13 protein-coding genes are annotated in these 12,736 nt (G+C 61.2%); 7 read left to right on the top strand and 6 right to left on the bottom strand.

Annotated elements, in window-relative coordinates:
* Positions 1-82 precede the first annotated feature (82 nt).
* Positions 83-1,180, top strand: coding sequence for a calcium:cation antiporter (locus FFM53_RS19875; protein WP_138330416.1), 1,098 nt, complete (start codon positions 83-85; stop codon positions 1,178-1,180).
* A gap of 96 nt (positions 1,181-1,276) precedes the next feature.
* Here FFM53_RS19875 and FFM53_RS19870 read toward each other — a convergent pair whose 3' ends face one another.
* From FFM53_RS19870 to FFM53_RS19850, 5 genes are all read right to left on the bottom strand, one after another.
* Positions 1,277-2,146 (bottom strand): 3-deoxy-manno-octulosonate cytidylyltransferase, encoded by an 870-nt coding sequence (locus FFM53_RS19870; RefSeq protein WP_138330415.1) that lies wholly within the window; start codon positions 2,144-2,146, stop codon positions 1,277-1,279.
* Between the two features lie 46 nt (positions 2,147-2,192).
* Positions 2,193-3,098, bottom strand: a complete 906-nt coding sequence (locus FFM53_RS19865) for a glycosyltransferase family 8 protein (protein WP_210258806.1) — start codon at positions 3,096-3,098, stop codon at positions 2,193-2,195.
* A gap of 181 nt (positions 3,099-3,279) precedes the next feature.
* Positions 3,280-3,666, bottom strand: coding sequence for a type II toxin-antitoxin system VapC family toxin (locus FFM53_RS19860; RefSeq protein WP_138387481.1), 387 nt, complete (start codon positions 3,664-3,666; stop codon positions 3,280-3,282).
* A gap of 2 nt (positions 3,667-3,668) precedes the next feature.
* Positions 3,669-3,929 (bottom strand): type II toxin-antitoxin system Phd/YefM family antitoxin, encoded by a 261-nt coding sequence (locus tag FFM53_RS19855; RefSeq protein WP_011652922.1) that lies wholly within the window; start codon positions 3,927-3,929, stop codon positions 3,669-3,671.
* A 101-nt stretch (positions 3,930-4,030) separates the two neighbouring features.
* Positions 4,031-5,233 carry a pyridoxal phosphate-dependent aminotransferase gene (locus FFM53_RS19850; RefSeq protein WP_138330413.1) on the bottom strand — a complete coding sequence of 401 codons (1,203 nt, stop codon included), beginning with the start codon at positions 5,231-5,233 and terminating at the stop codon, positions 4,031-4,033.
* A gap of 384 nt (positions 5,234-5,617) precedes the next feature.
* On the opposite strand from FFM53_RS19850, the gene FFM53_RS19845 reads away from it, so the two are divergent.
* From FFM53_RS19845 to FFM53_RS19835, 3 genes are read left to right on the top strand one after another with little or no spacing between them, the layout of a single operon-like run.
* Complete coding sequence (locus tag FFM53_RS19845; protein WP_138330412.1) at positions 5,618-8,005, top strand: marine proteobacterial sortase target protein; 2,388 nt, start codon at positions 5,618-5,620, stop codon at positions 8,003-8,005.
* Positions 7,995-8,768 carry a class GN sortase gene (locus tag FFM53_RS19840; RefSeq protein ID WP_138386943.1) on the top strand — a complete coding sequence of 258 codons (774 nt, stop codon included), beginning with the start codon at positions 7,995-7,997 and terminating at the stop codon, positions 8,766-8,768. The genes FFM53_RS19845 and FFM53_RS19840 overlap by 11 nt, the downstream gene beginning before the upstream one ends.
* A gap of 59 nt (positions 8,769-8,827) precedes the next feature.
* Positions 8,828-9,970 carry a PQQ-dependent sugar dehydrogenase gene (locus tag FFM53_RS19835; RefSeq protein WP_138386942.1) on the top strand — a complete coding sequence of 381 codons (1,143 nt, stop codon included), beginning with the start codon at positions 8,828-8,830 and terminating at the stop codon, positions 9,968-9,970.
* A 4-nt stretch (positions 9,971-9,974) separates the two neighbouring features.
* Here the strand turns inward: FFM53_RS19835 and FFM53_RS19830 are convergent, their stop codons facing one another.
* Positions 9,975-10,442 (bottom strand): DUF3052 domain-containing protein, encoded by a 468-nt coding sequence (locus FFM53_RS19830; RefSeq protein WP_138386941.1) that lies wholly within the window; start codon positions 10,440-10,442, stop codon positions 9,975-9,977.
* Positions 10,443-10,541: 99 nt separating this feature from the next.
* Here FFM53_RS19830 and FFM53_RS19825 point away from each other — a divergent pair, with 99 nt between their 5' ends.
* The 3 genes from FFM53_RS19825 to FFM53_RS19815 all read left to right on the top strand — a co-directional run bounded on the left by FFM53_RS19825 (position 10,542) and on the right by FFM53_RS19815 (position 12,731).
* Complete coding sequence (locus tag FFM53_RS19825; RefSeq protein WP_138386940.1) at positions 10,542-11,432, top strand: DMT family transporter; 891 nt, start codon at positions 10,542-10,544, stop codon at positions 11,430-11,432.
* Positions 11,433-11,918: 486 nt separating this feature from the next.
* Positions 11,919-12,134 (top strand): cold-shock protein, encoded by a 216-nt coding sequence (locus tag FFM53_RS19820; protein WP_003561293.1) that lies wholly within the window; start codon positions 11,919-11,921, stop codon positions 12,132-12,134.
* Positions 12,135-12,275: 141 nt separating this feature from the next.
* Positions 12,276-12,731 carry a BA14K family protein gene (locus FFM53_RS19815; RefSeq protein ID WP_171598436.1) on the top strand — a complete coding sequence of 152 codons (456 nt, stop codon included), beginning with the start codon at positions 12,276-12,278 and terminating at the stop codon, positions 12,729-12,731.
* The last annotated feature ends 5 nt before the right edge of the window (positions 12,732-12,736 follow it).

Here is a 12,736-nt window from a genome sequence, read left to right as displayed (position 1 = left end):
AAATGGCACTCGACCGGAGCTTTCTTGATATGCGAAATCAGTGACTTAGATAGAACGCACGAATCGGGACAGGAGCTAAGGCTTGGGGATCGCGTCACGCTTTAAAGAGGAAAAGTTTTTGGTCGCCGCACTTGTCGTTGCAGCGATCGCCTATTTCTTGGAACACGCGGTGATCGAGATGGGGCGCGGCGTCGCACTGATTGCCGCCGCTGGCCTGGTCGGCACCATCGTACTCGCCTCGATCCGCGTGGCCCATCATGCCGAGTTGCTCGCCGTCAAGGTCGGCGATCCCTATGGCACGATGATCCTGACGCTCTCAGCCGTCGCCGTCGAAGTCATCATCCTCGCCATCATGATGGGCAGCGAGAGCTCGCCGACGCTGGTGCGCGACACTATCTATTCGGCCTTGATGCTCGATATCAACGGCATTCTCGGCCTGGCCGCTCTGCTCGGCGGCCTCAAGCACGGCGAACAGCCCTACAACGACAATTCCGGCAAGACCTACGGCGTGATGATCCTCACCGCCATGGGCATTTCGATGATCGTGCCGGAATTCGTGCCCAGCGACAAATGGCACTATTATTCCGCCTTCACCATCGTCGCAATGATCGCGCTCTACGGCCTCTTCCTGCGCATGCAGGTTGGCCAGCACAGCTATTTCTTCAGCTACAGCTATCCGCGCTCCGAACGGAAGAAAGAAAGCCCGGATGCGCATGGCCCCGACGGGTCGGCCGCGATCTCGATCGCCACCATTCTCGCCGGCGTCGTCATCATCGGCCTGCTCGCGGAGTTCATGGCGGCCTTCATGACCGAAGGCCTGCGCGACAGCGGCGCGCCGATCGCCGTGACCGCCGTCGTCGTCGCAGCGATTTCGGCCGCCCCCGAGATCCTGACCGCGTTGAGGGCAGCACTCAGGAACCGCATGCAGGCGACGGTCAACATCGCCATGGGCGCCTCGCTGTCGACGGTCATTCTGACGGTGCCCGTCATGGAGGCGATCGCGCTCTATACCGGCCAGCCCTTCATCATGGCGATGACCCCGGTACAGACGGTGATGGTGGCGATCACGCTGATTGCCGCCGCGATCAACCTCAACGACGGCGAGACCAACGCCATCGAGGGCATGACGCATTTCATCCTCTTCGCCACCTTCGTCATGCTGACGGCGCTGGGGCTTTGAAGGCTGCGCCTCCCCGACAAGAGCAGCTATCCGTGCACGTAGCGTCAACTCACAGAGCGGCCTGCCAGCCCCACCTTTTGAGGAGAGCTTCGACAGTCATTCCTTCGACTTTTCGAGGAAACGCTGCTTGCGGGTTTTCGGCTTGAAGCGCCGGAAGAAACCCTCGATGGCGCGGATGGATTTGGTGACGGACATGAGCCTGTCGATCTGGCTATTTGCGTTGTGGAGCCGTTCCGACAGGACTTCGGCCGCCGTCATCGCGATCTCGATCGGCGGCACCTGTGGAAACCGTCTGGCAATTGCCGCATAGGGGCTAGCGTCCACGCCGCCCATCATCGAGATCGTGCCCATCCGTGCAAAGAGACGCAGGAAGATCTGCTCGAACGTCCAGTCGTGCACGTCGAAGACCTTCCACTTCTCGCTCCTCTTCGCCGAAAAGCCGGCAAGCAGGATCTTGCCCGGCAGTTGCAGCTCGGCGAGCCACAGCGCCACCGCAAAACCACTCGTCGCGATCTTGCCCACCGGGTAGAGATCGACGAGCATTTTCGTCAGATCAAGGTGACGGGTTTCAGCGCCTTCGAAGCGGCCCTCTTCGCTGAAGTTTTCCTCCGGGGAAACGCGAATGTTGACGACGCCCAAAAAATCGTCGCCGGCAAAGAAGCGCAGGACATCCGCCGCCTCGCGCCTGTGGACGATATTGGCGCCCATCACGCCGCTGCGGGCAAACAGCACCGCATGGCCGGCGAAGGGTTCGTCGAGCACCTTATAGACATTGTTGAAGAAGACGTAGAGCGCCGTCTCCGGCAATTCGCTTCGCAGCCGTTTGAAGTCGACGGCTTCGCTGTTTGCCACCAGCACGACGTGGGAATAATGCGACAACAGCGCCTTCCACGCCTCCGGCGTCAGAAAATTGAAGCCGCTATCCGGGGCGGCCATTGTCTGCGTGTCGCTGGGGATTGCTTCCATATCGGCTCACATGCACTTTCCAAGGACGATGCGCTTTGCCGCCCCACTAGCTGTTGCTGAAATAAGCGCGTGTCCGTGCCAGCCGCGCCAGCCCGCCGATCCGCTTTCCCAAATGCGAAAGGAACCCCGCGATCCGGCCCGTCATCGACGGCTGCCTGCAGAAGGAAGCCCATGGCGTATTGGCGAGATCCTCGGCATAACGCTTGGCCATCCGGCGATGCACCCACGGCACAGTCGCCTGCCACGGCTTTTTCCGGCCGGTGAAATGGATGATCGCCGGCTGGCCGACGAAAGGCAGGAGGCCGGTCTGCGTGTTCCAGCGCGGATCGAGCACCAGCCAGTCGCCATCGAAAGTGACGTTCAGCGCATCCTGGTCGTTATTCTCGAAAAGATGCGACCGCTCCTCGAAAATCTCCCGTGTCCTGGCAAAAAGCCCCCTCGACCGACAGGCCGACCAGTCGAACAGCAGCACGCCCGCATTGAAATAGCGGCCGCCCTCGCCCATGCCGATCTTCCGCTGCCGTGCGCCGGCCTTCTCGGGAAAGGCCATGACATAATCGTCTATGGCGGCAAGCGCCTTGCCCTGCAAATCCATGGCGAAGATGTCGTCGACCGGCGCAACCGCAAGCACATCGGCATCGAGATAAAGCAGGCGCTCGACATGATCGGGAATGTGCAGATCCATGTAGAGCCGCGCGAGCGTCGCGCCCGACCAGCGACCCCGCGCCTGCAGCGCCGTATCCGGCGTATTGTAGGGCAGCACCTTGATAGCCATGCCGTGCAGCCGAGCGAAATTTCCGACCTCGGCGATCTCGTTCGGCTTGAGGTCGATGCCGAGAAGCAGAAACTCAACAGTGGAACCTGAGAGATTGCGCTTGACGGAAAGCAGGGTGCAGCAGGCGGCCGGCAGCATGTTGACATCCGAACAGACGATCACGGCACTCTGCTGCAAAATCCCGGCCTCCCGAAGCGGCGACTTAAACTGATGCCGGATATCTAGTTGGTTTGATGCCAACCCGCAACCGCAGATCACCCGCCAAAACGTCCCTCTGCGTCACGTTTTGAATCGGAATTCAACGACTTGCGAGGTAAAGCGGATTCAGATGAGGAGCATATTGAATCGGAACGTGAACTTAGAGCCGCAGGGCCAATGGATGATCAACGAGCAGCCGGTCGACTGTTGCAAGCTGCAGCCCCTCGACCTTGCATTGCGCAAGCAGCAGGCGATCGAAGGGATCGCGCGTCTCCGGCTCGGAGTCGGCGGCGGTGATGACGTGCGCGATATCGATGGGCAGGATCGTCAGCCCGGTGCCCTGCAGGTAGGCTGGAATAACGTCCAGGGTTAGTCCCGGCTGCAACTTGCCAAGTCGTGTCTTGATCGCGATTTCCCAAAGGCTTGCGACGCTGACGAAACCTTCGGTCGCAGCGTTCAAAAGCACGCGTTGGACATCAGGAAAACGGTCCGTCAGCTTTCGTTGGACGATTGCGATGACCATATGCGTGTCGAGTAGCACACGCATGATCACGGCAGCGGCTTGAGAAGGAAATCTTCGGGCAACGGATCGTCGAAGTCGTCGGCGATATACATCTCCGTCCGCGTGATACCCTTGGAACGAAGATAGGCTTCGCCGGCCTCCAGGTTCAAACCGCCGCGTTTTTGATGCGGCACGAGATCGAACACCGGCCGGCCGTTGCGTGTCACGACAATGGTTTCACCTTCCTCGACCTCACGGGCGAGTTCGGTCAGGCGGTTCTTCGCATCACGGATCGAAACGGTCTTCATGAGGGTAAATGTAGCTACATGCAGCTACATCGTCAACGTCGCCGCAAAGAAAAAGGCCCGCCGTCGCCAGCAGGCCTTCGATTGGTGTTTTTGAGAACCGCTTACTTGCAGGCGCCGCAGAAGCGCTGGATGCGGCGGCAAGCTTCCTCGAGCAGCTCTTCCGAAGTCGCGTAGGAGATGCGGAAGTTCGGGCCGAGACCGAAGGCCGAACCGTGAACGACGGCGACGCCTTCCGTTTCCAGAAGCTCGGAAACGAAATCCTCGTCCGTCTCGATCACCTTGCCCGACGGAGCCGTCTTGCCGATCAGGCCCTTGCAGGACGGATAGACGTAGAAAGCGCCTTCCGGCACCGGGCAAACAATGCCCTTGGCCTGATTCAGCATGGAAACGACGAGATCGCGACGGCCCTCGAAGATCTTCTTGTTCGCAGGGATGAAGTCCTGCGTGCCATTCAGCGCTTCGACAGCCGCCCACTGGGCAATCGATGTCGCACCCGAAGTCTGCTGACCCTGGATCATGTCCATGGCCTTGATAAGCTGGATCGGACCGGCGGCATAGCCGATACGCCAGCCGGTCATCGCATAGGCCTTGGAGACACCATTCATCGTCAGCGTGCGGTCGTAGAGCTTCGGCTCGACTTCCACAGGCGTGACGAACTTGAAGTCGCCATAGGTCAGGTGCTCATACATGTCGTCGGTCAGCACCCAGACCTGCGGATGTTTCATCAGCACATCCGTCAGCGCCTTCAGTTCGTCCTGCGTATAGGCCGCCCCCGTCGGGTTGGACGGCGAGTTGAAGATGAACCACTTGGTCTTCGGCGTGATCGCCTTTTCGAGATCGGCGGCCTGGAGCTTGAAGTTATGCTCCTGGGTGGCCGAAACGAAAACCGGTGTACCGCCGCACAGCGCCACCATCTCAGGATAGGAAACCCAGTAAGGCGCCGGGATGACGACTTCGTCGCCGGGGTTCAGCGTCGCCATGAAGGCGTTGAAAAGGATTTGCTTGCCGCCGGTGCCGACGATCGTCTGCTCCCAGGAATAGTCGAGGCCGTTCTCGCGCTTGAACTTGGCGGCGATCGCCTTGCGCAGTTCCGGGATACCGGAAACCGGCGTGTACTTCGTCTCGCCGCGGTTGATCGCGTCGATGGCGGCCGTCTTGATATTATCGGGCGTATCGAAATCCGGTTCACCCGCGCCAAGGCCGATGACGTCACGTCCTTTTGCTTTCAGCTCGCGCGCTTTCTGGGAGACGGCGATGGTGGCTGAAGGCTTCACACGGGAAAGAGCATCGGCAAGGAAAGCCATGATAACGGTCCTATTGGTTGAAACGGGCAGAAAGCCGGGACCGGAGTTCTGCGGTTAGCTCTATGTCCAATGTATGACGGCATTTCAAGCGGAAAGGCGTCATGGTGGCATGATTCTTATTGATCGGTTCGCCACGCCGCCCACCCGGCATGCCGTCCCCTTCGGAGAGGCTTGCTTCACGAGGTCGAAACGCCATGCGAAGATCTTGAATCAATCTCTGAAGTCATCCGGATTTATCCCCTGAAATCAGTGGCATCGTCGGATTCGGCCATTGCCACGAATAAGCCGCAACAAATGCCGCGCCACGCCGCAATTCGGTCGCGAGCGCGCCGAGATCGAAGCCGCATCATCCGGCATCCGAAATTGGTTATTGAGGGTATGCCAATGTTTCTGGAAGATGAGTTTGCCATAGGGCGCATTCGTGCGCGCCGAATTTCCGTTTCAGTCCTTGTTGCCGTCACCGCCTTTGCCGCCTGCATCGCCGCGATACTGGGGCTTGCCTCCGCCGCCCGCGCCGCCGAGACGCCGCAGGCATCCGCCCAGCTCGCAGCGCTTGTCCGGCCGAACGACGTCAATAGCGGCTCGCTGCTCTTTCCGTCGAAAGAGCCGGGCTTCTATGTCGAAGCGCCGCGGCTGAAAACCGATGTCGCCATCGATGTCTCCGGCCCGATCGCCAGGGTGAAGGTGACGCAGCGCTTCCAGAATCCGAGCCAGGGTTGGGTCGAAGGCACCTATGTCTTCCCGCTGCCGGACAATTCCGCCGTCGACGCGCTGAAAATGCAGATCGGCGAACGCTTCATCGAAGGCCAGATCAAACCGCGCCAGGAAGCCCGCGAGATCTACGAACAGGCCAAGGCCGAGGGCAAGAAGACGGCTTTGCTCGAGCAGCAGCGGCCGAACATCTTCACCAACCAGGTCGCCAATATCGGTCCCGGCGAAACCATCGTCGTCCAGATCGAATATCAGCAGACCATCCACCAGTCGGGTGGCGAGTTCTCGTTGCGCTTCCCGATGGTCGTCGCTCCGCGCTACAATCCGGCGCCGATCGTCCAGACTGTCGAGTTCAACAACGGCGCCGGTTTCGCCACGCCGCGCGACCCGGTGGAAAACCGCGACAAGATCGAAGCCCCCGTGCTCGATCCGCGTGAGAACGCCAGGATCAATCCGGTTTCGCTGACCGTCGACCTCCGGGCCGGTTTCCCACTCGGCGATGTTAAGTCGTCCTTCCATGCGGTCGATATCAGCCAGGATGGCGACCAGGCGAGGACGATCAGCCTGAAGGCGGACACCGTTCCCGCCGATAAGGATTTCGAACTCACCTGGAAGGCCGCTCCCGGAAAGATGCCGAGCGCCGGCCTCTTCCGCGAAGTGATTGATGGTAAGACCTATCTGCTCGCCTTCGTCACCCCGCCCACGGCCCCGGATACGGCAGCGCCGCCGGCAAAACGCGAAGTGGTCTTCGTCATCGACAATTCCGGCTCCATGTCCGGCCCGTCGATCGAGCAGGCGAGGCAGAGCCTGGCGCTTGCCATCTCCAAGCTGAACCCCGACGACCGCTTCAACGTCATCCGTTTCGACGATACGATGACTGACTATTTCAAGGGTCTCGTTGCTGCGACGCCTGACAATCGCGAAAAGGCGATCGCCTATGTCAGGGGCCTCACCGCTGACGGCGGCACGGAAATGCTGCCTGCTCTTGAGGATGCGTTGCGAAACCAGGGACCGGTTATAAGCGGCGCGCTGCGTCAGGTCGTGTTCCTGACGGATGGCGCGATCGGCAACGAACGGCAGCTGTTCCAGGAAATCACCGCAAACCGCGGCGATGCCCGCGTCTTCACCGTCGGCATCGGCTCGGCCCCGAACACCTATTTCATGACCAAAGCTGCCGAGATCGGCCGCGGGACCTTTACGGCGATCGGCTCGACCGACCAGGTGGCAAGCCGCATGGGCGAGCTTTTCGCCAAGCTGCAGAACCCGGCCATGACCGATATCGCCGCGACCTTCCAAGGCATAAAAGTCGAGGATATCACGCCGAACCCGATGCCGGACCTCTACAGCGGCGAACCCGTCGTGCTGACCGCGCAGCTGCCTGACGATAAGCCCGCCGGCAAGCTGCAGATCATCGGCAAGACAGGCGATCAGCCCTGGCGCGTCGAGATGGATATCGCCAATGCCGCCGACGGCAACGGTATTTCCAAGCTCTGGGCACGGCGCAAGATCGACGATTTCGAGGCCCGTGCCTATGAACGGCAGGATCCGGCCGCGCTCGACAAAGATATCGAGACCGTGGCGCTCGTCCACCATCTCGTCTCCCGCGTCACCAGCTTGGTCGCCGTGGATGTCACCCCGTCGCGCCCGGCCGATCAGCCGCTCGGCTCGGCCAAGCTGCCGCTCAACCTGCCGGATGGCTGGGATTTCGATAAAGTCTCCGGCGAAAACGCTGCTCCTCTTGGCGGCGTAGAACGTCGTGGCTCGGCTACGCCGGCAGGAAACGCCGGACCGGAGCAGGCTGCAGCCGAAACACAGGCACTTGTCGCATCGCCTGAGATCGCAAACATGATGGCCGCAGCCCCGACCGCCAAGGCAGCCACCATAATCGCGCAAAAAAGCACGACCGTGAACCTGCCGCAGACGGCGACGCGCGCCGACGAGCAGATCATCCGCGGGCTGACCATGCTGCTCCTGGCGCTGACGGCGGCAAGCGGACTGGCCGTCTGGCGCCGCCGCCTCAAGCGCATGATCGCGGTCGGAGCCAAGCGCAATGGTCTCTAGGCTCTCCGCAAGCCAGAACGAGGAAGCGGCCGAATTCGAGCCGCTTCCGACCTATCTGGAACTCGCCATGGCCGCCGCCACGGCCCACGACATGCCAAAGCCTCGCCAGCGGAAGGGTTTCTTCCTCTGGCGTCTTTCCTCGATCGAAAAGGCGATCGCCTTTGCCATCGCCGGCCTTGCCTTCTATGGCTTGGCGCTGATCGGCGACGGTTTCCTGCTAAAGGCGAAAGCGGAACTCTCCCAGATCCTGCTGAAACGCGCCTTCGCCGCGGAGCTTCAGGGGAAAGAGACAAAACCCTGGCCCTGGGCGGATTTCACCACGGAGGCCAAGGTGCGCGCCCCGCGCCTCGGCAAGGAGGCGATCGTGCTCTCCGGCGCCTCCGGCGAGGCTCTGGCCTTCGGTCCGGCCTGGCTCGCCAACACGCCGCAGCCCGGCGAGGAAGGCACCTCCGTCATCGCCGCCCATCGCGACACGCATTTCCGCTGGCTGCAATATATAAGGCCGGGCGATACGATCGAGGTCACTCGCCGCGACGGCAAACTATTGACCTTCAAGGCCGGCGAGGGCCGCATCGCCCCGTGGGATGCCAACGGCATCGATCCCTCCTCCGATGGCCACCGCCTGGTGCTGACCACCTGCTGGCCCTTCAATGCCACCGAACGCGGGCCGCTGCGCTACATCCTTGAGACAGAATTGGTCGACGACCAGGCGACGGGCTCGGTTCAGCCGCCGAACACAAAGCCGTTATTGCAGACCGAATGAGGTTGAAGCTCTCCCCTGCCCGCTCCACGTTCAGCCTGAAGAGACGACGGGGAAGCAAGATGAAGAGAATGCCCGCCTTCCATTTCGCCGCAGCGCTGGTCCTGTTCGGCGCCGTGTCCGCGGATGCAGCCGATACCATCAACACTCAGGATCTCGCGGTTCGTGTCGACAAGCTCGCCGACGGCCTCGAACATCCCTGGGCGGTGGAGGTGTTGCCCGATGGCGCCTATCTCGTCACCGAGCGGCCGGGCCGCATGCGCATCGTCCGCGACGGCAAGGTCTCCGACCCGATTGGGGGCGTGCCCAAGGTCAGCGCCCGTGGCCAGGGTGGCCTGATGGACGTGGCGCTCGCACCGGACTTTGCCACATCTCGCAAACTCTATTTCACCGCCGCCATCGCCAACAGCCAGGGCTCCGGCACTCAAGCCTTCAGCGCCACGCTTTCCACTGACGAAAAGGCACTCGATGCCGTGACGCCTATCTTCACGATGCGGCGCTTCACGTCAGGCAATATCCAGTACGGCTCGCGTATCGCGATATCAGGTGACGGCTCGCTGTTCATCAGCGTCGGCGATCGCGGCAATCGCGACCGCTCGCAGAACTGGCAGGACGATGCCGGCTCGATCATCCACATCAATGCCGATGGCAGCATTCCTGCCGACAATCCGTTCAAGGACGGCGGCAAGGCGTTGCCGGAAATCTGGTCGAAAGGCCACCGCAACCCGCAGGGCATCACCTTCGACGCCAAGGATGGCAAGCTCTATACCGTCGAACACGGCGCGCGCGGCGGCGACGAGATCAATCAGCCCGAGGCCGGCAAGAATTACGGCTGGCCGATCATCACCTATGGCCGAGACTATTCGGGTGCCGAGATCGGCGAAGGCACCGCCAAGGAGGGGCTGGAACAGCCGCTGCATTATTGGGATCCTTCGATCGCGCCGGGCGCGCTCGTCGTCTATCGCGGCGCCATGTTCCCGGAATGGGACGGCAATTTCCTCGTCGCGGCGCTGAAGTTCCAGCTGCTCTCGCGCATGCAGCGTGACGACGGCGGCGCCTTCGTTACCGAAGAGCGCCTGTTCAAGGGCGAATACGGCCGCGTCCGCGACGTCGTCGTTGCACCCGACGGAGCGCTGCTGATGGTTACGGACGAGGACGACGGCGCGCTGCTCAGGATCTCGAGGGCCCAAGCCCGTAACGGCTGAGACGTCACAACGCGCCGCGCAGCTCCTTGCGGATGACAAACTTCAGCCCGGACCAGATCTCGTCGACGGCGCAGACTTTGACGTCGACCAGACCGATTGGGAGCAGAACCTCCCGCAGCACGTCCTCGGTGATGTCGGTCGGCACGCGGGAACTCTTCTTCGGCCAGGAAATCCAGACCATCCCATCCCGCCTCAGGGCATGGAAAAGCGCAAGCGCGGCCGCCTCCAGCGCCGCCCGTTCTGTCGTAAACAAATGCACATAGTCGAACATGCGCTGAGGCGTCTCGGGAAGCGCGCGGACGACCGACGCAAAACCGTCGAAACCATTGATGGCGACGATCGTTTCAGGAATGCCGAGAAGAGCAGCCGCCTGCCCGTGTGCAAGGCCGAGTTTCCTGACGAGCGGCGTGCCGGAATAGCCTGCCGTTCTGGGCGAGGCATCACCGGCCGGCTTCCATTCTTGGTGTCGCATGGCCTCACCTCCGTCGTCAGGCATGAAATCTTCACCCTTGCCTGGAGGAAACGCAACTGCTAACCGCCGGGGCACATCTCCCTTCCCATTGAGGACGACATGACGCGCGTTCAGGCGAACCTTCTCCTATTGCTCGCAGCCGCCATCTGGGGCGGCGGCTTCGTCGCGCAGTCGACGGCGATGAAGGCGATCGGCCCCTTCTGGTTCATTGGCCTGCGCTTTGCCGTCGCCACGCTGGCCGTGCTGCCCTTCGTCCTTTTTGAAGCGCGCAAGGCAAAGGAGAAGACCAGCGCACGCCATGCGAAGCTCTATATCCTGATCGGCCTTGCCCTTTTCGGCGGCGCAGCCACGCAGCAGGTCGGCCTGCAGACGACGACGGTGACGAATTCCAGCTTCATCACCGGCCTCTATGTCGTCTTCGTACCTGTTATCGCCGTGTTCTTTCTGCGCCGTGCCCCGCATTGGATCATCTGGCCAGGCGCGCTGATGGCGGTCACCGGCATCTATCTCCTGTCCGGCGGCCACCTCTCGGCGCTGACACCTGGCGATCTGCTGACCGTCGTCTGTGCCGTCTTCTGGGCGATCCAGATCACCCTTGCCGGCACGACCGTTTCGGAGACCGGAAGGCCGCTCGCGCTCTCCGCCACGCAATTTGCCGTTACCGCAGTCTGTGCGCTGGCCGTTGCCGCAGCCGTCGAACCTGTCAGCCTTTCGGCAATACAGGCCGCGGCGCCGGAAATCCTTTATGTCGGCATCTTTTCCTCGGGCGTGGCGTTCGTGCTGCAGGTGATCGCCCAGCGCTACACGACGCCTTCGCAGGCCGCGATCTTTCTTTCTTCCGAAGCGCTCTTCGGTGCCTCGCTTGCAGCCCTGCTGCTCGGTGAGACGATGCCGGTAACAGGTTATGCAGGTTGCGCGCTCATGTTTATCGCTATGCTTGTGGTCGAACTCGTGCCGGGATTGACCCGCCGACGCCTGCCAGCCACGTGAACACGCGTCCAAATATGGGTGGGTCACCCATCGGGAAAAAAATTTATCGAATGCGGGAGACGCGTTCACGTTGCATTTTTGGGAAAATCTGCTCGGAACTTATATTGCCGACGATATAAAACGTTAATCATTCCCTATCGGCGAAGGAAATTTTGCGTTTTTGCGCAAATTGGATATCGGCAGGGGTGTGCCCGCAACGACACGTTAAAAAACTTTTGCTTGCCAAAATCCTTTAAACGCAGCACTCTCAGCGCGTTCGGGCATTTTGCGAGCATGGGAAGTCCTTAAGTATTTGCGCGCCGGGAACGCTAATATCCCGGTCAGCCGGTTCCGAAAATGGCGGGCGAAAGTCCTGCCTGGAACAGGCCGAGGTAGAGGGGACCTTTTTCTCAAATTTCAAGAATTGCCTGCCAACACCTCCCGCAAGGAGGCAATGCTATGATGCTGCCCGTGTGGATGGCGGGCAGAGAGAAAAGGACCTGAGGCATGGCAGAGACTGGCACTGTAAAATTCTTCAATACCGACAAAGGCTTCGGCTTCATCAAGCCGGACCGGGGCGGCGCCGATATCTTCGTTCACATTTCTGCCGTTCAGGCCTCCGGCCTGGCCGGTCTGACGGAAAACCAGAAGGTAAGCTTCGACACGGAGCCGGATCGCCGCGGCAAGGGCCCGAAGGCCGTCAATCTGCAGATTGCGGGCTGAACCCTTAACAAGGCTGGCGAATTCGAGTTGAAGCCCGGCAGCAATGCCGGGTTTTGTCGTTCAGCCTTCGTTCAGCTAAAAATCTGTACGACTGCGACCATCGAGAAAGGGACCGGCGTTCGGTTCCCGGGATTAGGATTTATGCTGATGAACAGGCTCGCCAAGACCCTTCTGCTGACGGCAACCGCTGCCGCACTCACGCTTTCCGCCATCGGTGAAGCGTCGGCCCGCGACCGCCATTGGCGCCATGGCAATCACGGCAACAACGATGCGTGGGTCGGCGGCGCCGTCGGCCTTGCGACCGGCCTGATCGTCGGCTCTGCCATCGCCAATGCCAATAACGGTCCGGTTTACGAAGAGCGCCGCTACATCGACCCGGCCTACGAGCCGGATTACTACGAGCCGGCTCCGGTCTATCGCGCCCCGCGCCGCGTCTATGTCGATCAGCCGCAATATTACGAGCCGGTCCGCACGGCGGTGGAGCCCTGGTCGCCGCAATGGCAGCGTTACTGCTCCTACCGCTACCGCACCTTCGATCCGCGCAGCGGCACTTATATCGGCAATGACGGTCGCAGCCACTTCTGCACCGCCGGCTGAATCGT

The sequence above is a fragment of the Rhizobium indicum genome, assembly GCF_005862305.2.
GTDB lineage: Bacteria > Pseudomonadota > Alphaproteobacteria > Rhizobiales > Rhizobiaceae > Rhizobium > Rhizobium indicum.
The sequence above is the reverse complement of the archived record's forward strand: the minus strand, read 5'-3'. Positions and strand labels throughout refer to the sequence as shown.